The 20,278-nt window shown below is 60.1% G+C and carries 19 protein-coding genes; 11 read left to right on the top strand and 8 right to left on the bottom strand.

Going from position 1 to position 20,278, the window contains the following annotated elements; all coding sequences use genetic code 11:
* Window positions 1–4 precede the first annotated feature (4 nt).
* Window positions 5–442 carry a hypothetical protein gene (locus KB890_RS06865; RefSeq protein ID WP_004179052.1) on the top strand — a complete coding sequence of 146 codons (438 nt, stop codon included), beginning with the start codon at window positions 5–7 and terminating at the stop codon, window positions 440–442.
* Here KB890_RS06865 and kdpE read toward each other — a convergent pair.
* The 6 genes from kdpE to kdpF are packed head-to-tail and all read right to left on the bottom strand — an operon-like array spanning window position 424 to window position 8,209.
* Window positions 424–1,101, bottom strand: a complete 678-nt coding sequence (gene kdpE, locus KB890_RS06860; RefSeq protein ID WP_004179054.1) for a two-component system response regulator KdpE — start codon at window positions 1,099–1,101, stop codon at window positions 424–426. The two genes, KB890_RS06865 and kdpE, sit on opposite strands and share 19 nt — an antisense overlap.
* Window positions 1,098–3,785, bottom strand: a complete 2,688-nt coding sequence (gene kdpD, locus KB890_RS06855; protein WP_004179057.1) for a two-component system sensor histidine kinase KdpD — start codon at window positions 3,783–3,785, stop codon at window positions 1,098–1,100. Before kdpD ends, kdpE begins: the two co-directional genes overlap by 4 nt.
* Window positions 3,786–4,361, bottom strand: a complete 576-nt coding sequence (gene kdpC, locus KB890_RS06850) for a potassium-transporting ATPase subunit KdpC (RefSeq protein ID WP_004179059.1) — start codon at window positions 4,359–4,361, stop codon at window positions 3,786–3,788. It abuts the gene before it with no gap.
* A gap of 10 nt (window positions 4,362–4,371) precedes the next feature.
* On the bottom strand, window positions 4,372–6,420 hold the full coding sequence (kdpB, locus tag KB890_RS06845) for a potassium-transporting ATPase subunit KdpB (protein ID WP_004179061.1): 2,049 nt from the start codon (window positions 6,418–6,420) through the stop codon (window positions 4,372–4,374).
* 20 nt (window positions 6,421–6,440) lie between these two features.
* Window positions 6,441–8,120 carry a potassium-transporting ATPase subunit KdpA gene (gene kdpA / locus KB890_RS06840; RefSeq protein WP_004179062.1) on the bottom strand — a complete coding sequence of 560 codons (1,680 nt, stop codon included), beginning with the start codon at window positions 8,118–8,120 and terminating at the stop codon, window positions 6,441–6,443.
* On the bottom strand, window positions 8,120–8,209 hold the full coding sequence (kdpF, locus tag KB890_RS06835; RefSeq protein ID WP_020323459.1) for a K(+)-transporting ATPase subunit F: 90 nt from the start codon (window positions 8,207–8,209) through the stop codon (window positions 8,120–8,122). The genes kdpA and kdpF overlap by 1 nt, the downstream gene beginning before the upstream one ends.
* 306 nt (window positions 8,210–8,515) lie before the next feature.
* On the opposite strand from kdpF, the gene KB890_RS06830 reads away from it, so the two are divergent.
* A complete protein-coding gene (locus KB890_RS06830; protein ID WP_004142243.1) occupies window positions 8,516–8,725 on the top strand; it encodes a DUF2517 family protein in 210 nt (69 codons plus the stop codon).
* A 183-nt stretch (window positions 8,726–8,908) separates the two neighbouring features.
* On the top strand, window positions 8,909–10,351 hold the full coding sequence (gene phrB, locus KB890_RS06825) for a deoxyribodipyrimidine photo-lyase (RefSeq protein WP_004147610.1): 1,443 nt from the start codon (window positions 8,909–8,911) through the stop codon (window positions 10,349–10,351).
* Here the strand turns inward: phrB and KB890_RS06820 are convergent.
* Window positions 10,323–11,801, bottom strand: coding sequence for an MFS transporter (locus KB890_RS06820; protein ID WP_004142240.1), 1,479 nt, complete (start codon window positions 11,799–11,801; stop codon window positions 10,323–10,325). The two genes, phrB and KB890_RS06820, sit on opposite strands and share 29 nt — an antisense overlap.
* Window positions 11,802–12,068: 267 nt before the next feature.
* On the opposite strand from KB890_RS06820, the gene KB890_RS06815 reads away from it, so the two are divergent.
* The 8 genes from KB890_RS06815 (at window position 12,069) to nei (ending at window position 18,402) form a co-directional block, all read left to right on the top strand.
* Window positions 12,069–12,812, top strand: coding sequence for a type 2 GTP cyclohydrolase I (locus KB890_RS06815; protein WP_004176858.1), 744 nt, complete (start codon window positions 12,069–12,071; stop codon window positions 12,810–12,812).
* Between the two features lie 14 nt (window positions 12,813–12,826).
* Complete coding sequence (pxpB, locus tag KB890_RS06810) at window positions 12,827–13,483, top strand: 5-oxoprolinase subunit PxpB (RefSeq protein WP_004176857.1); 657 nt, start codon at window positions 12,827–12,829, stop codon at window positions 13,481–13,483.
* Window positions 13,477–14,409 carry a 5-oxoprolinase subunit PxpC gene (gene pxpC / locus KB890_RS06805; protein WP_004179063.1) on the top strand — a complete coding sequence of 311 codons (933 nt, stop codon included), beginning with the start codon at window positions 13,477–13,479 and terminating at the stop codon, window positions 14,407–14,409. Before pxpB ends, pxpC begins: the two co-directional genes overlap by 7 nt.
* Window positions 14,399–15,142 carry a 5-oxoprolinase subunit PxpA gene (gene pxpA / locus KB890_RS06800; protein WP_004176856.1) on the top strand — a complete coding sequence of 248 codons (744 nt, stop codon included), beginning with the start codon at window positions 14,399–14,401 and terminating at the stop codon, window positions 15,140–15,142. Before pxpC ends, pxpA begins: the two co-directional genes overlap by 11 nt.
* Window positions 15,143–15,223: 81 nt before the next feature.
* Window positions 15,224–15,949, top strand: coding sequence for a DUF969 domain-containing protein (locus tag KB890_RS06795; protein WP_004179064.1), 726 nt, complete (start codon window positions 15,224–15,226; stop codon window positions 15,947–15,949).
* The gene (locus KB890_RS06790; RefSeq protein WP_004179065.1) at window positions 15,946–16,941 is read left to right on the top strand and encodes a DUF979 domain-containing protein; all 996 of its coding nucleotides are present in this window, start codon (window positions 15,946–15,948) and stop codon (window positions 16,939–16,941) included. Before KB890_RS06795 ends, KB890_RS06790 begins: the two co-directional genes overlap by 4 nt.
* Before the next feature lie 9 nt (window positions 16,942–16,950).
* Complete coding sequence (gene pcp, locus KB890_RS06785) at window positions 16,951–17,595, top strand: pyroglutamyl-peptidase I (RefSeq protein ID WP_004179066.1); 645 nt, start codon at window positions 16,951–16,953, stop codon at window positions 17,593–17,595.
* A gap of 15 nt (window positions 17,596–17,610) precedes the next feature.
* A complete protein-coding gene (nei, locus tag KB890_RS06780; RefSeq protein ID WP_002894935.1) occupies window positions 17,611–18,402 on the top strand; it encodes an endonuclease VIII in 792 nt (263 codons plus the stop codon).
* Window positions 18,403–18,492: 90 nt separating this feature from the next.
* On the opposite strand, the gene gltA is transcribed toward nei, so the two are convergent.
* Window positions 18,493–19,776 carry a citrate synthase gene (gene gltA, locus KB890_RS06775; RefSeq protein ID WP_002894943.1) on the bottom strand — a complete coding sequence of 428 codons (1,284 nt, stop codon included), beginning with the start codon at window positions 19,774–19,776 and terminating at the stop codon, window positions 18,493–18,495.
* Window positions 19,777–20,278 lie beyond the last annotated feature (502 nt).

Genomic DNA, 20,278 nt, shown 5'->3' with positions numbered 1-20,278 from the left:
AGCGATGAAAATACAACGGAAGTCTCTGTTTTTGTTCTGGGCGTGGATGGATCTCTTTTTCGTCCTGCAATTCTTATGGTGGAATATTGCCCACCGCCGCCTCCCTTTTTACGACGATCTGCTGGCTTATCTCCAGCTGCTGCACACCTGGGGCTCCGCGGCGGTCTGGCTGTACCCGCTGAATGTTCTGCTGATTATCAGCATCCCGCTATCGATGATCTTTTTTTTCCGCCAGAGCCGCTATGCGCTGTGGCTGGCCTGGGGGCAGGCGCCGCTCAGGCTGCTGTTTATGCAGCCTTCGCTATCGCTGGGCCTGTGGCTGATTCAGGCTGCCGGGGTCCGGCATGTAGCGATCCTGGCAGGCTTTCTGCTGCTCTCTGAAGGGCTGAAAATCGCCAGCCTCTGGTACTGCAGAGGCGGGATTCAGGGCATAAAGCGATAGCCAATCCCGGTTTCGGTCAGCAAATGCTGCGGCCGTGCCGGATCGGCCTCCAGCTTTTGTCGCAGATGACCCATATAGATCCGCAGATAGTGGCTGTGCTCCACGGCGTTAGGCCCCCACACCTGATTCAGCAGCTGGCGCTGGGTAAGCACTTTGCCGGGATTATTCAACAGCGCCGCCAGCAGGCGAAACTCGATAGGCGTCAGGTGGATCTCTTCGCTGCCGCGCAGGATGCGGCGGGCGGGGATATTGACCTCCAGGTCAGCGAAGCGCACCACCGGCTCATCGACCTGCGCCGCGCCGTGGCGACGCAGAGCGACGCGCAGGCGGGCCTGCAGCTCGCCGATGCCAAAGGGTTTACTTAAGTAGTCATCGGCGCCGGCATCCAGGGCGGCAATTTTGTCATGCTCTTCGCTACGCGCTGACAGGACGATAATCGGCATCTGGCTCCACTGACGCAGGTCGCGAATAAAATCAATGCCGTCACCATCCGGCAGGCCGAGGTCGAGGATCGCGAGGTCGGGCTTACGGGTGGCGGCTTCAATCAGCCCACGCTGCAGGGTTTCCGCTTCAAATACGCGCATGCCGTCGGCTTCCAGCGCGGTGCGCAGAAAGCGTCGGATAGCGTGTTCGTCTTCGATAATCAGAACGTTAATCACAATTCCTCAGGTAGCTCTTCCAGTTCAGGGGGCGTTTCTCCCGGCAGTGTAACACGGAATGAGGCGCCGCCCTCGGGCCGGTTGCTGGCGGAGATGGTCCCGCCGTGGACGTCGACGATGGCCTGACAGATGGCAAGGCCCAGCCCGACGCCAGGGATCGCCGACTCTTTGTTGCCGCGGGCGAATTTATCAAAGATAGTCTGCTCCTGGCCTGCCGGGATCCCAGGACCGTTATCCCATACCTCCAGCGACAGCTGCCGGGCGTCCGCCTCGGCGCGAATGCCGATGCTCGCCCGGGCGCCGGCATACTTATGGGCATTTTCCAGCAGGTTGATCAGCACCCGCTCGAACAGCGGCCCGTCGACATGCACCAGCTGGAGGGGATCGGGTAAATCCAGTTGAATATGCTGGCCGCCGAGGCTTGGCTCGAGCATGCGCAGCGCGCTGCCGACCACTTCCTCCAGCGTCAGCCACTCCTTATTCAGATTAAAGCCGCCGGACTGGATCCGCGCCATATCCAACAGGTTGTTCACCAGCCGGGTGGTGTTGAGCACATGCTGGCGGATTTCGTTGGCCTGCGGGGCATGTTTTGAACCTTCGCTGGCCAGATCGAGGGTCAGAATTTCCGCCTGGCCAAACAGCACGGTTAGCGGAGTACGCAGATCGTGCGACAGGGCGGCGAGCAGCGAGTTACGCAGGCTTTCCCGCTCGCTGGTCAGACGGGCCTGCTCTTCGCTGGCGGTCAGGGTGAGGCGCTCCAGAGCGCTGGCCACCAGCAGGGTAAAGGTCTCCAGCAGCCGCTGCTGCTCCGGGATCATCAGCTGGCGCAGATTCTCCGGTTCCACCACCAGTAGTCCCCAGGTGCGGGCGGCGCTCTTCAGGGGCAAGATCTGATACGGCACGCCGGGCAGGGTATCGGTGCCGGCGCCGGCAGGTTGGCCCTTATCAAAGCTCCAGCGGGCGATGGCGTCATCCCACGGGGTCAGCCCTGGCTGGTGGGTTAAGGGCAGCAGTTTTCCCTGGGCGTCCGGGAGCAGCAGCTGGCTGCGGGCCTGAAAGGTGGAGGCGATAAACCGCTCGCTGGTGGTGGCGATATCCTGCTGGCTACGACCCACCGCCAGCGCTTTAGACATCTCATACAGATGGCGGGTACGGCGTTCACGGTAGCGCGCCACCCGCGCCTGGTAGCGCACGCCGGCGGTGAGGTTGCCGATAAGCAGGCCCACGGTGAGCATCACGCCGAAGGTGAGCAGATACTGGACATCCGACACCGCCAGCGTCCCGCGCGGGGCGACAAAAAAGAGATCGAAGCTGATGACGTTGATCACCGTCGCCAGCACCGACGGCCAGCGGCCATAAACCAGGGCGATGATCACCACCCCCAGCAGATAGAGCATCACCAGGTTGGCGGCTTCGAAAGCCATCAACCACTGCATGGCCACCAGGGTAATGATGGCGCATAGCGCCACCGCCACCGCGCAGCCCTGCAGCTGCAGGCGCCATTTCTCCAGCGCCGGACGGCTGTCGCTGGCGCGTGCGGCAAGGGGGAAGGGTTTCTCATCGAGGGCGATCACCACCAGATCGAGGTCCGGCGCATGGCGAGCCAGACGATCGGCGAAGCCGCTGCGATCCCACCAGCGGCGCTTGCTTTGGCGGCCAATGACTATTTTGCCGAGGTTATGTTCGCGGGCGTAATGGAGGACCGCTTTCTCTTCCGACGGGTCGGAGAGGGTGGCGGTTTCGGCCCCCAGCTCCTGGGCCAGACGCAGCGCGGCGAGAATAGCCCGCCGCCGGCCTTCCGGCAGCCGGTGCAGGGAAGGGGTCTCGACATACACCGCATGCCAGACGCTGCCCAGGCGGGCGGCGAGCCGGGCGGCGGCGCGCACCAGCTTTTCGCTGCCGGTGTTGTGCCCGATACAGAGCAGGATCGCATCGCGGGTGTGCCAGACTTTCTCCTGGCCCTGGCGGTCGCGCCAGGCGCGCATCTGCTCATCGACGCGGTCGGCGGTGCGGCGCAGGGCCAGCTCGCGCAGCGCAATCAGATTGCCCTTGCGGAAAAAGTTTTCGATAGCGCGCTCGGCCTGGCCGCCGATGTAGACTTTGCCCTCATTGAGCCGCTGGCGCAGATCGTCAGGGGGGAGGTCCACCAGCACCACGTCGTCCGCGGCGTCAAAGAAGGGATCGGGAACCGTCTCCCGCACCTGCACGCCGGTGATCCCGCTGACGACGTCATTCAGGCTTTCCAGATGCTGGACGTTAACGGTAGTGAAAACATCTATCCCGGCCTCCAGCAGTTCATCCACATCCTGCCAGCGCTTTGGATGGCGGGAGCCTGGCGCATTGCTGTGCGCCAGCTCATCCACCAGAATCAGCGCCGGACGGCGGGCGAGGGCGGCGTCGAGATCGAACTCATAGACGTACCGCCCGCGATGGGCAAGCCGCCGCGGCGGCAGAGTGCTCAGGCCCTGCAGCATCGCGGCGGTCTCTTTACGGCCGTGGGTCTCCGCCACGCCAATCAGAATATCCAGCCCCTGGGCGCGCAGCCGCTGCGCTTCCGCCAGCATCGCCCAGGTTTTCCCCACCCCGGCGCAGGCGCCAAAGAACACTTTCAGTTTGCCGCGATGCGGGGCGGCGGTGTGCTGCAGCAGGCGGTCAGGGTCCGGGCGCAGCGGCTCGTCACTCATTTACTTATCCTTCAGGGCATCCAGCGCCATATTGAGTTGCAGTATATTGACCACCGGCTGGCCAAGGAAGCTCAGCAGCGGGGTTTGTGTGGCCTGATTCACCAACTGGGTTACCTGCTCAACGCTCAGCTGGCGCGCTTGAGCAACCCGGGGCACCTGCCACAGCGCGGCGGCCGGAGTCAGGTTGTTATCGAGACCGCTCGCCGAGGTGGTGACCAGTTCGACCGGCACCCGCGGGTCGGCGTCCGGGTTGGCGGCGCGCAGGGCCTGCACGCGCTCGCTCACCGCTTTATCCAGCGCCGGGTTGCTGGCGGCGAGGTTGCTGCCGCCAGAGGCTATGGGATTATCCGCCGTCTCCGCGGTGGCCGACGGGCGGCCCTGGAAATAGCCTGCGGCGGTGAAGTTCTGGCCAATCAGCGCCGAGCCGCGCACTTCACCGTTCAGGCGGATCAGCGAGCCGTTGGCCTGTGAGTTAAACCACCATTGTCCCAGGCTGGTGGTAAGCAGAGGATAGACGCCGCCGGTGAGCAGCGTTAACAGAATAAATAGCACAAGTGCCGGACGAATCAATGACATAGTTTGTTCCTCACACCAGACCGCTCAGGGTCAGCAGCAGGTCGATGGCTTTAATACCGATAAAGGGCACCAGCAGACCGCCGAGGCCGTAGATCCACAGGTTGCGGCGCAGCATCGCCGAGGCGGAGAGCGGGCGATAGCTGACGCCTTTCAGGGCCAGCGGGATCAGGAAGACGATGATCAGCGCGTTGAAGATAACGGCGCTGAGGATCGCCGATGAGGGCGAATGCAGACCCATCACGTTCAGCATGGCCAGCTGAGGATAGACCGCGGCAAACGCCGCCGGAATAATGGCGAAATATTTCGCCACGTCGTTGGCAATACTGAAGGTGGTCAGCGAACCGCGCGTCATTAACATCTGTTTGCCGATATGGACCACCTCAATCAGCTTGGTGGGGTTGGAATCCAGGTCGACCATGTTGCCCGCTTCCTTCGCCGCCTGGGTACCGGAGTTCATGGCTACCGCCACGTCGGCCTGAGCCAGCGCGGGCGCGTCGTTGGTGCCGTCGCCGGTCATCGCCACCAGCCGACCTTCCGATTGATACTGGCGGATCAGCGCCAGCTTGGCTTCCGGCGTCGCTTCGGCGAGGAAATCATCGACGCCGGCCTCGGCGGCGATCGCCGCGGCGGTCAGGCGGTTATCGCCGGTGATCATCACCGTTTTAATGCCCATTTTGCGCAGCTGGGCGAAACGTTCTTTGATGCCGCCTTTGACGATATCTTTGAGCGCAATAATCCCCAGCACCTTTTCGCCTTCGGCGACCACCAGCGGCGTGGCCCCCTGGCGAGCGACCTCTTCCACCTGTTTATCGACATCGGCAGGGAAGAGGCCGCCGTTGGCCTCCACGTGGCGGCGAATGGCGTCCACCGACCCTTTGCGGATCATGCGCTGATCGATATTGATGCCGCTCATCCTCGTTTGCGCGGTAAAGGGGACAAAGGTGGCGTGCAGCGACTGCAGATCGCGTTCGCGCAGGTTAAAGCGCTGTTTCGCCAGCACCACGATGCTGCGCCCCTCAGGGGTTTCATCCGCCAGCGAGGAGAGCTGGGCGGCGTCGGCGAGGGTTCGCTCTTCCACGCCGCGAGCCGGCAGGAAGGCGGAGGCCTGGCGGTTGCCGAGGGTAATGGTCCCGGTTTTATCCAGCAGCAGGACATCGACGTCGCCAGCGGCTTCCACCGCGCGGCCGCTGGTGGCGATCACGTTGGCGCCGAGCATACGGCTCATCCCGGCGACGCCGATGGCCGACAGCAGCCCTCCGATGGTGGTCGGGATCAGGCACACCAGCAGGGCGACCAGTACGGTAACGCTGACCGCATTGCCGCTCCACGCCGAGAAGGGCCAGATGGTGGCGGTGGCCAGCAGGAACACTAGCGTCAGGGCGATCAGCAGGATCGTCAGGGCGATCTCGTTCGGCGTTTTACGGCGCTGGGCGCCTTCCACCATGGCGATCATCCGGTCGAGGAAGGTTTCTCCCGGGTTCACGCTGCAGCGGATCACCAGCCAGTCGGAGAGAATGCGTGTCCCGCCGGTCACCGAGGCAAAATCGCCACCGGATTCACGGATCACCGGGGCAGACTCGCCGGTAATGGCGCTTTCGTCCACCGAGGCGCCGCCTTCGATGACTTCGCCATCGCAGGGGATAATATCCCCGGCTTCCACCAGCACCACGTCGCCTTTGCGCAGATCTTCCGCCGGCACGTGGTCGACCGGCGCGTCATGCTGCGGGGCGCGCAGTTTGCGGGCGAAGGCCGTTTTTTTCACCCCTTTCAGGCTGTTGGCCTGGGCTTTGCTGCGGCCTTCCGCCATCGCTTCGGCAAAGTTGGCGAACAGCACGGTAAACCACAGCCAGATACTGACGGCGGCGGTAAAGGTGGCGCTACCGGTCAGGGCGCCGCCAGCCATGGCGATCGCCAGCAGGGTGGTTAACAGACTGCCCACCCAGACGATAAACATCACCGGATTGCGCCATTGCACCATCGGGCTGAGTTTTTTCACGGCATCCAGCAGCGCCTGGCGCACCAGCGTCGGCTCCAGCAGGGCTAATTGTTTGCGACTCATAACAGGGTGCTCCGCATCGCTCAAAGTAAGGAAAAGTGTTCAGCCAGCGGGCCAAGCGCCAGCGCAGGAATAAAGGTCAGGGCGCCCACCAGCAGCACGGTGCCGATCAGTAAACCGATAAACAGGGCGTCGTGGGTGGCCAGGGTGCCGGGGCTGGCCGGTTGAATTTTCTTCGCCACCAGCGAGCCGGCGATGGCCATCACCGGAATGATGACGGCGAAGCGGCCGACCAGCATGCAGAACGCCAGCAGCAGGTTCCAGAACGGCGTCGCCGCGCCCAGGCCAGCGAAGGCGCTGCCGTTGTTATTGGCCGCCGAGGTGACGGCGTATAGCACTTCGCTAAAGCCGTGCGGTCCAGGGTTGAACATCCCGGCGCGGCCGGCGTCGGTCATCATCGCCAGCGCCGTGCCAAGCAGCACCAGCGTCGGGGTGACCAGAATGGCGAGGGCGATCATTTTCATTTCCCGGACATCGATTTTCTTCCCGAGGTACTCCGGGGTGCGGCCGACCATCAGCCCGGCGATAAATACCGCCAGCATAACGAACAGCAGCATGCCGTACAGGCCCGAGCCGACGCCGCCGAATACCACTTCGCCAATCTGCATCAGCCACATCGGCACCATGCCGCCCAGCGCGGTGAAGGAGTCATGCATGGCATTGACCGCGCCGCAGGAGGCGGCGGTGGTGATCACCGCGAACAGACTGCTGGCGAGAATACCGAAGCGACTCTCTTTTCCTTCCATATTCAGGCTGCTGTCGGCACCCAGCGTCAGCAGGTGGGGGTTGCCGCGGGTCTCCGCCCACATCACCACGGCGACGCAGAGGATAAAGATCAGCGTCATTGCCCACAGGATGGCGCGTCCCTGACGCCGATCGCTTACCACCTCGCCGAAGGCGAAGCACAGCGCCGCCGGAATCAGGAAGATCGCCAGCATCTGCACGAGATTGGTCAGCGCGGTCGGGTTTTCAAACGGATGGGCGGAGTTGGCATTGAAGAAACCGCCGCCGTTAGTGCCCAGCAGCTTAATCGCTTCCTGTGAGGCGACAGGCCCCATCGGCAGCAGCTGGTGCACCCCTTCGAGGGTGGTAAGGGGCTGGTAGGCCTGCAGATTCTGCGGCACGCCCTGCTGAATAAAGAACAGGGCCACCAGCAGAGAGAGCGGCAGCAGCAGCCACAGGGTAATGCGCGTCAGGTCGACCCAGGCATTGCCGAGGGTCGACATTTTCTGCCGGGCGAAGGCGCGGGTCAGGGCGAAGACCACGGCGATGCCGGTGGCGGCGGAGAGGAAATTCTGCACCGTCAGGCCGACCATCTGGCTGAGATAACTCATGGTGCTTTCGCCGGCGTAAGCCTGCCAGTTGGTATTGCTGACAAAGCTGATCGCGGTATTGAGCGCCAGATCCCATGACAGCCCCGGCAGGTGCTGCGGGTTAAACGGCAGCACGCCCTGGAGCATCAGCAGGGCAAACAGCGCCAGGCCGCCGAGGGCGTTAAACAGCAGGAGCGCCAGCAAATACTGCAGCCAGCCCATCTCTTCGGCGCGGATCCCGGCCACGCGCCACAGGACGCGCTCGACGCCGGCCAGGCCGGGAAGCGGGATATCGTTCACCATTCTTGCCAGACACATCCCCATCGGGCGCGCCAGCACCAGCAATACCAGCAGATAGCTGGCTAATAATAAAAATCCCTGGGCAGCCATCAGAATGCCTCCGCATGTATCAAGGCATAAACCAGATAAGCCAGTAACAGGAACACCAGCCCAACGCCAGTGAGTACGCCTGCAGTCACAATCCACCTCCGGGTGTGTTTTCGATTTACCTGGAGGATAGAAATTACGGCGCAAAGATTTCGCAAAAATCCGCGGGTGCGGTGTAAAAAAAGTATAAAAATGACAAAGGCACAAATTAACTGATGGTTAGTATTAATTTAACTTTTTCGTAACTAATTTACGTGGCGAATGTAAATTAAGTATAAATACGTGCTTTTTAGTGGTCGGATGAGTAGTAAAATTACAAGCAGAGCGGTATTATTTTGCTCAGACAAACATGATTAATTTTACCGGCGCTGCTTGCCGGCCTGACAAAGGGGAGAGAAATGATGGCGTTGTACAAAGCTTATCCTGCTCATATTATTTTGCTGCGTCGTGCTTTCGCCGTCGTGGCTGGCGTCGCGGCGCTGCCGGTGATGCTGTTCTGGAAAGATCGCGCCCGCTACTACAGCTGGCTGCACCGGGTGTGGTCGAAAACCAGCGAGCAGCCGGTGTGGATGGCGCAGGCGGAGAAAGCCGCTCACGATTTCTATTAATCCTCCTGCTGCGAAGAAAATAACAAGACCGCCGGGTTGCCCCGGCGGTTTTTTTTCGCCGCTTGTCTACACTCGTTTTTATGCGCCGCCTTGGAATTGGCAGGTGCGTATTTTGCCGGAGCGCGCTATTTTTGCCGGCTTAGATCATAAGATGATTATTGCTGACGGATAATAAGGAGTGATATGGCCACCCATCTGGTCTGGTTACGCACGGATTTACGCATTCACGATAACCTGGCGCTGGCTGCCGCCTGCCGCGATCCGCAGGCGCAGGTGCTGGCGCTGTATATCGCCACCCCGGGGCAGTGGCGTGAACATCACCTGGCGCCACGGCAGGCCGCTTTTATCGCCAGCCATTTACAGAGTCTGCATGCCGCGCTGGCGGAACGGGGCATACCGCTGTGGGTAGAAGAGGCGGACGATTTTACCGCCAGCGTCGAACGGCTGGCCGATTTTTGCCAGCAGCATCAGGTCAGTCACCTGTTCTACAACTATCAGTACGAATTCAATGAACGCCAGCGCGATGCCGCCGTTGAGAACACCTTGCGCGACGTGATTTGCCAGGGCTTTGACGACAGCGTCCTGTTGCCGCCCGGCAGCGTACTGACCGGTGGCGGCGAAATGTATAAAGTCTTCACCCCGTTTAAAAATGCGTTTATTCGCCGTCTGCGGGACGGACTGCCGGCGTGCGTGGCGGCCCCGAAGCCGCGCCAGGCGCCTGCCTGCCAGGCGCCGCCGCTGCCTGAGCTTAACTACCCGCAAACGCCGTTCGACGGGCTGCTGTTTGCCGCGGATGAAAAAACGGCGCTGGCGCGTCTGCGCGCGTTTTGTCAGCAAGCGGCGGCGGATTACGAGGGGCAGCGCGACTTCCCGGCCGTGGAAGGGACCAGTCGACTGTCGCCCTGCCTGGCCATCGGCGTGCTGTCCCCCCGCCAGTGCCTGCATCGTCTTCTGACGGAACATCCCGCCGCGCTGGACGGCGGAGCCGGCGCCACCTGGCTTAACGAGCTGATCTGGCGCGAGTTTTACCGCCATCTGATGGTCTACTATCCGAAGCTCTGTAAAGGGCGGCCATTTACTGCCTGGACAGATAAGGTCGCCTGGCGCGCAGAGGAGGCCGCCCTACAGGCCTGGCAGCGCGGGGAGACCGGTTTTCCGATTGTTGATGCCGCCATGCGCCAGCTTAACGCCACCGGCTGGATGCATAACCGGTTACGCATGATTGTCGCCAGCTTCCTGACCAAAGATTTGCGCCTCGACTGGCGGGCGGGCGAGCGCTATTTCATGAGCCAGCTGATTGATGGCGACCTGGCGGCGAATAACGGCGGCTGGCAGTGGGCGGCTTCAACGGGCACCGACGCCGCGCCCTATTTCCGCATATTTAACCCCACCACCCAGGGCGAAAAGTTTGATAAACAGGGGGTGTTTATACGTCGCTGGCTGCCGGAGCTGGCAAAGGTGCCGGAGAAGGCCCTGCATCAGCCGTGGGCGTGGGCGGATAAACAAGGGATCACGCTGGACTATTCGCGCCCAATAGTTGATCACAAGCAGGCGCGGCAGGAGACGCTGGCGGCCTGGGAGGCCGCCAGAAAAGGAATTACTCCACCGCCAGACGGCGGGTCCTGACTTTCAGCGAATGATACAGCCAGATGACCAGCACCACGCCGACGCAGGCCAGCGCGCCCCAGGTGATCTGGCTGAAGACGGTAATGTAGGCGTCAATGGAGTAGTTCACCGCTCCGGCGGCGTCGAATGACGCCTGCGAGGTCTGGTCGGCGATAACGCCGGCCAGATAGTTGGCGATGGCCCCTGAGAGCAGCATATAAATACCGGTCAGCACCCCAGTGACACCCGGGATCTCAATGCGGGTGATCTGCGACATCGCGACCGGGTCGATAAACAGTTCGGCAAAGCCCATCACCGCCAGACCCAGCACCATCAGCGGCATGGACGACTGACCATAGGCCGCCGACCAGCGGGCGCTGAGGGTCAAAATGCAGAACCCGGCGCTCATCAGGCCCAGACCGAGGGCAAATTTCCCCCAGATGCGCACGGTGCGATTGCCGTTCACGCTCTCTTTCACCAGCCACGCCAGCACCATCCCGCAGAGCATCACCGCGAAGGCGTTGATTGACTGGAACATAGCGGTAGGGACTTCGTAGCTCATGATATGGCGGTTAACGAAGCGGTCAATATACAGGCTGATGGAGCTCCCGCCCTGTTGGGCGAAGGCCCAGAACAGCAGGCTGAAGGCGGTCAGGACGACGATCAGGCGCAGATCCTTGCGCTGTTTATCGGTTTCGGCGCGCAGGTAGATCCGCGCCAGTACCGCGAGGCCAATGGCCGTGGCCACGATCAGGGCATACACCGACCACTCCTGCCAGAACAGTACCGCAATCAGCAGCGGGGCGGTAACCAGCAACACCAGCAGCCAGCCCCAGTTTGGCAGCAGGAAGCGGCGCGCGCACAGCGCCTGGCGGTTGACGCCAGCGGTATGCTGGAAATGACGGTTGCCGCAGAGGAAAATCACCAGCCCCGCGACCATGCCGATGGCCGCCAGGGCAAAGCCCATCGCCCAGCTATACTCCTCCTGTACGTAGCCGCAGGCGATCGGCGCGATAATCGAGCCGATATTGCCGGCGGCATACATCAGCGAAAAGCCGCCATCGCGACGCGGATCGGCGGGTTCGTACAGCTCCCCCAGCAGACAGCTGACGTTGGATTTAAACAACCCGTAGCCGCAGACGATGATCGCCAGCGACAGGTACAGGAAAACCGGAGCGGTTTCGCTGGCCCCGAGCACCAGATGGCCAATGGCCATCAGCAGCGCGCCGAGCATGACCGCCATCCGGTTGCCTAACAGCTTATCGGCCAGATAGCCGCCGAGGATCGGCGTCACATAGACCAGCGAACAGTAGGCGCTGAACAGGGCGTAGGCATGGTTATCGTCATATTTGAGCTGATTGGTGAGATAGAGGATCAGCAGGGCGCGCATGCCGTAAAAGCTAAAGTACTCCCAGATTTGCAGCGCCACGACGTAGTAGATCGCCCGCGGCTGCGATGATGTTGTCTGCATATGAAGTGTGTTTCCTGGCGTAAAGCGAAAGTCGATCGTTCTGCATGAATAGCGATTTATCAGTCATATTCATGGCTTGAGGGGCTTTCTGATTATTTAATATGCTTTATTAGTGCATAAATATACACTAATGCGCGGCGGGATGAATAGACAAATTGCGGGATTCGTTAAAAAGTCATGGTCAGTGACGGTAGCGGACTATCGACGACCCGAATGGATATGGTTATGTTATGCCTTTGTATAACCTGATTATCTGCTGGAGTGGCGATGAAAAATAGCGAACTGGAACAACTGATTAACGACAAGCTCAATAGTGCGGCCATCAGTGACTTCGCCCCTAACGGTCTGCAGGTGGAAGGACGCGAAACGGTGCACAAGATCGTCACCGGAGTGACGGCCTGCCAGGCGCTGCTGGATGAGGCCGTCCGTCTGCAGGCGGATGCGGTGATTGTTCATCACGGCTATTTCTGGAAAAACGAATCGCCAGTGATCCGCGGCATGAAGCGCCGTCGCCTGAAAACCCTGCTGGCCAACGATATCAATCTCTACGGTTGGCACCTGCCGCTGGATGCCCATCCGGAGCTGGGCAATAACGCGCAGCTGGCGCATCTGCTGGGGATTAACGTGCTCGGCGAAATCGAACCGCTGGTGCCGTGGGGCGAGCTGTCGATGCCGGTTTCCGGCCTCGAACTGGCCTCGTGGATCGAAGCGCGACTGGGGCGCAAGCCGCTGTGGTGCGGCGATACCGGGCCGGACACCGTCAGCCGCGTCGCCTGGTGTACCGGCGGCGGCCAGAGCTTTATCGACGCCGCGGCGCGCTTTGGCGTGGACGCCTTTATCACCGGCGAAGTGTCGGAACAAACTATTCACTCTGCCCGCGAGCAGGGCCTGCATTTTTATGCCGCCGGCCACCACGCCACCGAGCGGGGCGGCATTCGCGCCCTCAGCGAATGGCTGACGGAAACGACCGATCTGGATGTTACCTTTATTGATATTCCTAACCCTGCCTGACGGGAGAGAAGAAAGTGCAGCGAGCGCGTTGTTATCTGTTAGGTGAAACGGCGGTGGTCCTGGAGCTTGAGCCTCCGGTGACCCTGGAGAGCCAAAAACGTATCTGGGGACTGACGCAGCGGTTGACCGATCGCGAAGAGGTGGTTGAAGTGATCCCGGGGATGAACAACATCACCGTTGTGCTGCGTCGTCCGCAGGAGATGGCGTGGGAGGCGATTGACAAGCTGCAGCGCTGGTGGGAAGAGAGCGATGCGCTGGAGCCGGAATCCCGTGAGATAAGTATCCCGGTTATCTACGGCGGCGAGGCGGGACCAGATCTTGGCGACGTCGCGCGCCATAGCGGGTTGAGCGAAAAGCAGGTGGTTGAACTGCACTCTTCGGTGGAGTACATGGTGTGGTTTCTGGGTTTCCAGCCGGGGTTTCCGTACTTTGGCGGCCTGCCGGAGCAGCTGGCGATGCCGCGTCGCGCCGAGCCGCGCGTACTGGTACCGGCGGGATCCGTCGGCATCGGCGGATCGCAAACCGGTATTTATCCGCTGGCGACGCCGGGCGGCTGGCAGCTACTGGGGCGCACGCCGCTGGCATTATTCGATCCAAAACGTGAAGAGCCGGTGCTGCTGCGTTCCGGCGATCGCGTGCGCTTTGTGCCGCAGAAGGAGGGGGTATGTTGAAATTTATCCGCGCCGGCATGTATACCTCGGTACAGGATGGCGGCCGGGAAGGCCAGCGCCAGTGGGGGATTAGCCGCTGCGGCGCGCTGGATAAACCGGCGATGACCATTGCCAATCTGCTGGTGGGCAATGCGCCGGAGGCGGCGGCGCTGGAAATTACGCTGGGTCAGATCGATGTGCAGTTTACCCGCCACTGCTGGTTCGCATTGACCGGCGCCGCCTGTGAAGCGACGCTCGACGGCGCGCCGGTCTGGTTGGGCTGGCGAATGGAGGCGAAGGCCGGGCAGCGGCTGGTGCTGAAAAATCCTCAGCATGGGATCCGCAGCTATCTGGCGGTCGCGGGCGGTATTGATGTCCCTGAAGTTTTAGGTTCCCGCTCTACCGATCTGAAAGTCGGTATCGGCGGAATCGAAGGGCGCCGGTTGCAGGATGGCGATCAAGTGAAGATTGGGAAATCGTCCCGCCGCTTTAGCGCCTCGCGCGGCGTTAAACAGCTGCCGATAGGCAATATTATTCGCGCGCTGCCGGGGCCGGAGTATCACGAATTCGACAGCGTGTCGCAGGAGTCTTTCTGGCGCTCGCCGTGGAAGCTGAGTCCGCAGAGCAACCGTATGGGCTACCGCCTGCAGGGGCAGCCGCTCAGGCGCACAACCGACCGGGAAATGCTCTCTCATGGCCTGCTGCCCGGCGTGGTACAGGTACCGCATAACGGCCAGCCGATTGTGTTGATGAACGATGCGCAAACCACCGGCGGCTATCCGCGTATAGCCTGCATTATTGAAGCCGATATGTACCAACTGGCGCAAATTCCGCTAGGTCAGCCGATCCATTTCGCCCCCTGTTCGCTGGAGGAAGCGCTAAAAGCGCGCGCCGACCAGCAGCGCTACCTTGAACAACTGGCCTGGAGATTAAGCGATGAAAATTGATTTAAATGCCGACCTCGGCGAAGGCTGCGCCAGCGATAGCGCGCTGCTGCAGCTGGTCTCTTCCGCCAATATCGCCTGCGGCTTTCACGCCGGCGATGCGGTTCTCATGCAGCAATGCGTGCGCGAGGCGCTGAAAAACGGCGTCGCTATTGGCGCACACCCGAGCTTCCCGGACCGGGAAAATTTCGGTCGAACCGCGATGCAGTTACCGCCAGAGACGGTCTACGCCCAGGTGCTGTACCAAATTGGCGCGCTGGCGGCAATCGTACACGCCCAGGGGGGCGAGCTGCGGCACGTCAAACCGCATGGCATGTTGTACAACCAGGCGGCGAAAGAGCCGCCTTTGGCCGACGCTATCGCTCGTGCGGTGCGCGATGCCGACGCCGACCTGGTGCTGGTTGGGCTGGCGGGCAGCGAGCTTATCCGCGCCGGACAGCATTATCAGTTGACGACGCGCCAGGAAGTCTTCGCCGATCGCGGCTATCAGGCCGACGGCAGCCTGGTGCCGCGTAGCCAACCGGGCGCGCTGATTGAGAGCGAAGAGCAGGCGCTGGCGCAAACGCTGGAAATGGTGCAGCACAATCGGGTGCGCAGCCTGAGCGGCGAATGGGCGCATGTAAAGGCGGAAACGGTCTGCCTGCATGGCGATGGCGCTCACGCGCTCGATTTCGCCCGACGCTTGCGCGCCGCGTTTGCCGGGCGGAATATCGACGTCAGCGCGGACCTCGAGTAATAGTCCGCCTAAGTTATTAATAATAATTAAATCAAATAATTAACAACACTCACAATACTCACAACTGAACAGGACGTTATTATGCAAGAGGCGATATCCCTCTGGCCGCTAATCGGCATTGCCGTGATTGTGGTCGGTTTTGTATTACGCTTTAACCCGGTGCTGGTGGTGATTATCTCCGGGATCGTCACCGGCGTGGCGGCGCATATGCCAATAGCCACTATTCTGGAGAAACTGGGCGAGGGCTTCCTGAATACCCGTAATCTGCCGTTTATTCTGCTGCTGCCGCTGGCGGTGATCGGGCTGCTGGAGCGCCATGGTCTGAAAGAGCGGGCGCAGGCGTGGATCGCGAAGATCCATAGCGCGACCGCCGGACGTCTGCTGATCGTCTATCTGTTTGTGCGCGAAGCCACCGCCGCTCTGGGGTTGACCAGCCTCGGCGGACATCCGCAAATGGTGCGCCCGCTGCTGGCGCCGATGGCGGAGGGGGCAGCGGAAAAGCGCTTTGGCCCGCTGCCGGGCAATGTACGCTACCGCCTGCGCGCGATGTCGGCGGCGACCGATAACGTCGGGCTGTTCTTCGGCGAAGATATTTTTGTCGCCTTCGGCGCGATCATCTTCATGCACAACTTTATGCTGGAGTCGGGTGGGATCCAGACGGAACCGTTGCATATTGCCCTGTGGGGGGTCCCGACGGCGATCTGCGCCTTTCTGATCCACGCCGCGCGCCTGTGGCGACTCGATCGCCATCTCCAGCGCGAGCTGGACCGGATAAACGCCGGACAGGCGAAAGGCGGTGCGGCATGAATTTCCAGCAAACCTATTTATACTGGCTGGCCGGCGCGGTACTGCTGGTCGTGGCTATCATGTCCTGGCGCGACAAAAGCAATCCGCGGCGTCTGACAACCGGTCTGTTCTGGGGCCTGTACGGGCTGGTGTTCTTGCTCGGCGACTGGACATATCAACTGGTGGGCGATAAGCGTACGGTGAATATCGCTGTCGGCGGGGTGGTGGTCGTCCTGGCGCTGATCGCCGGTTTTGGCGGCGTGCGCCTCGGCAGCTACCATCAGCGTACCCAGGAAGAGAAAACCACCAGCGCGAAACGCCTCGGCAACAAACTTTTCTTTCCGGCGCTGGCGATTCCGGTCGTCACCGTCATTGGCGTACTGCTGTTTAACAATCTGCCCTCATGGCAGGTGGCGCTCTTCGGGCCGGGCAACCACGCGACGCTGATTACTCTGTTCTCGATGACTGTCGGTACGCTGATTGGCCTGGCGATGGCGATTCGTATGACGCATGAAACGGTGGCGCAGCCAATGCAGGAAGCGCGCCGTTTGCTTGATTCCGTCGGCTGGGCCTTTATCCTGCCGCAAATCCTCGCGGTGCTGGGGCTGCTGTTTACCGCTGCGGGCGTCGGAACCAGCATTTCATGGCTGACCGAGCACTATCTGGCGGTCGATAACCGCTTTATCGCCGTGGCTGTGTATGCCATCGGCATGGCGGTGCTGACAATGGTGATGGGCAACGCCTTTGCCGCTTTCCCGATTGTGACCGCCGGAGTTGGCATTCCGATTTTAGTCCTGCAGCACGGCGGCAATCCGGCGGTAATGGCGGCGATTGGTATGTTTTCCGGCTACTGCGGCACGCTGATGACGCCGATGGCGGCGAACTTCAATATTGTCCCGGCGGCGCTGCTGGAACTGCCGGATAAAAACGCGGTGATTAAAGCCCAGATACCGACCGGTATCCTGTTGCTTATCGTCAATGTATTCTTACTCTATTTCCTGATGTTCCTGTAAGGAGGGATGATGGCTGGCGTATTGATTACCGGTTTTGAGCCGTTCGGCGGCGAAACGGTTAATCCTTCATGGGAAGTGGTTAAGCAGCTGGATGGCATGATTATTCGCGGACAGCAGGTGGTGGCTAAACAGTTACCCTGCGTATTCGGCGAAGCGCTGACGGTGCTGAAGGCGGCGCTGGAAACCTATCAACCGCGGCTGACGATTGCCGTCGGACAGGCCGGCGGCCGTGTCGATATCACCGTCGAACGTGTAGCGATCAATGTCGATGATGCGCGGATCCCCGACAATAAAGGCCAGCAACCGATCGACGAGCCGATCGTCGCTAATGGCCCTGCGGCCTGCTTCAGTACGCTACCGATCAAAGCGATCGTCAGCGCGCTGCGCCAGCAGGGGATCCCGGCCTCGGTGTCGCAAACCGCGGGCACCTTCGTCTGCAATCACGTGATGTATGGTTTGCTGCATCAGCTGCAGGGAAAAAGCGGGCAGAAGGGCGGTTTTATCCATATTCCTTATCTGCCTGAACAGGCGGCGGCCCACCCCGGCGAGGCGAGTATGTCGGTCGCGACGGTACGCGCGGCGCTGGAAACGGCGATTGCCGTCGCCCTTGAACAGGATGACGATGTCAAAATTGGCGGCGGCGCCACCCATTAACAGAAGGATGACAGTATGCCGGAAGGTCCGGAGATCCGCCGTGCGGCGGATAAACTGGAGGCGGCAATCAAAGGCGAACCCTTAACCAACGTTTGGTTCGCCTTTCCTCAGTTGCAACCCTATCAAACTCAGCTAATTGGTCAGCGGGTGACCCATATCGCCACCCGCGGCAAGGCCCTGTTAACCCACTTCTCCGGCGGATTGACCCTGTATAGCCATAACCAGCTGTACGGCGTCTGGCGTGTGGTGGATGCCGGCGTTGAGCCGCAATCGAACCGCGTACTGCGCGTCAGGCTGCAGACCGCCAGCAAGGCGATTTTGCTCTACAGCGCGTCGGACATTGATATCCTCACGGCGGAGCAGGTTGCCAACCATCCGTTCTTGCTGCGCGTCGGACCGGACGTGCTGGACATGACGTTAACCGCGGAGCAGGTGAAAGCGCGGCTGCTGTCGGCCAAATTCCGCAATCGTCAGTTTTCCGGCCTGCTGCTGGATCAGGCTTTTCTTGCCGGGCTCGGAAACTATCTGCGGGTGGAAATTCTCTGGCAGGTGGGATTAAGCGGTAAGCGTAAAGCCGCTGAACTGAGCGACAGTCAGCTGGATGCGCTGGCGCACGCGCTGCTCGATATCCCGCGGCTGTCCTATCGTACTCGCGGTCTGGTGGATGACAACAAGCATCATGGCGCGCTGTTTCGCTTTAAGGTCTTCCATCGCGATGGGGAAAGGTGCGAACGCTGTGGGGGAATCATTGAGAAGACGACGCTCTCCTCGCGGCCATTTTACTGGTGTCCAGGATGCCAGCATTAAGCCGGCTGGCGGGCGATTTCAGCATGAAGCGCGTTATCAGGCATAAAAAAACGCGCCAGCAGGCGCGTTTTTATGATCCGGACAGTGAGATTAACGCTTAATGTCGGACTGGAAATCGCGTTTGGCGTAGCCGGTATACAGCTGACGCGGACGGGCGATCTTCATACCATCGCTGTGCATTTCGTTCCAGTGCGCAATCCAGCCCACGGTACGCGCCATGGCGAAGATAACGGTAAACATGGAGGACGGAATACCCATCGCTTTCAGGATAATACCGGAGTAGAAGTCGACGTTCGGATACAGTTTCTTCTCGATGAAGTACGGGTCGTTCAGCGCGATATGCTCCAGCTCCATGGCCACCTGCAGCAGGTCGTCTTTGGTGCCCAGCTCTTTCAGCACTTCATGGCAGGTTTCACGCATCACGGTGGCACGCGGATCGTAGTTTTTGTAAACACGATGGCCGAAGCCCATCAGGCGGAAAGAGTCATTCTTGTCTTTCGCACGACGAACAAATTCCGGAATGTGCTCAACGGAGCTGATCTCTTCCAGCATTTTCAGCGCCGCTTCGTTGGCGCCACCGTGTGCCGGTCCCCACAGGGAGGCGATGCCCGCAGCGATACAGGCGAACGGGTTAGCGCCGGAGGACCCTGCGGTACGTACCGTGGAGGTCGACGCGTTCTGCTCGTGATCGGCGTGCAGGATCAGAATACGATCCATCGCGCGCTCCAGCACCGGATTGACTTCATACTCTTCGCACGGTGTTGCAAACATCATGCGCAGGAAGTTGCCGGCGTAGGAGAGGTCGTTGCGCGGATAAACAAACGGCTGGCCGATTGAATACTTGTAACACATGGCTGCCATGGTTGGCATTTTGGACAGCAAACGGTAGGCGGCAATCTCGCGGTGACGCGGGTTATTCACGTCGAGGGAATCATGATAGAACGCCGCCAGCGCGCCGGTGATCCCGCACATCACCGCCATCGGGTGGGAATCGCGACGGAACGCGTGGAACAGACGGGTGATCTGCTCATGAATCATGGTGTGGCGGGTGACGGTAGTTTTGAATTCGTCATATTCGGCCTGAGTCGGCTTTTCGCCGTACAGCAGGATATAACAGACTTCAAGATAATTAGATTCGGTCGCTAACTGGTCGATCGGGAAGCCGCGGTGCAGCAGGATCCCCTCGTCACCATCGATAAACGTAATTTTAGATTCACAAGAAGCCGTTGATGTGAAACCTGGGTCAAAGGTAAATACGCCTTTTGAACCAAGACTACGAATATCAATAACATCCTGACCGAGCGTGCCTTTTAGCACATCCAGTTCAATAGCAGTGTCACCACCCAGGGTGATTTTTGCTTTAGCATCAGACATTTATGGTCTCCTTAGCGCCTTTATTGCTTAAGACTGCCGGGTGGTGGATTTGCTTTCGGCCCGCGCCTGCATACGTTACCAGTTTGTTATGTTGCACACAGCTCTGCGTCAGCGAAAAGGGCAGGGTACAGAGCAACGGCGCTTGATGGCACGTCCTTCAGGGCTGCGGTGAAACAACAGCAAATCAGCGTTTTAGCAGTCCGAATATTAAAACCTATATACCACTAATAACTGTCCTGATTACATCGGTCAATACTGACACACTGTTACATAACTTATTCTCAGGTGAAAGAGTGACCCCATAACTTTTGAGCATTATTGCATTTAACTGGTAATGGTTGTAACAAGAATGTTTAATATTTGTCAAATCAGGTGATTAAAAATTAAAAAAATGTTGGTATCGTGACCTTGATCACTGTTCCGGAGAAAACCCAACAAACTATATGTAGGTTAATTGTAATGATTTTGTGAACGGCCTATACTGCGGCCAGGTCTCCGGAAC

It is taken from the genome of Klebsiella sp. P1954, assembly GCF_018199955.1.
In the GTDB taxonomy this organism is placed as follows: Bacteria; Pseudomonadota; Gammaproteobacteria; order Enterobacterales; family Enterobacteriaceae; genus Klebsiella; species Klebsiella pneumoniae.
The sequence above is the reverse complement of the archived record's forward strand: the minus strand, read 5'-3'. Positions and strand labels throughout refer to the sequence as shown.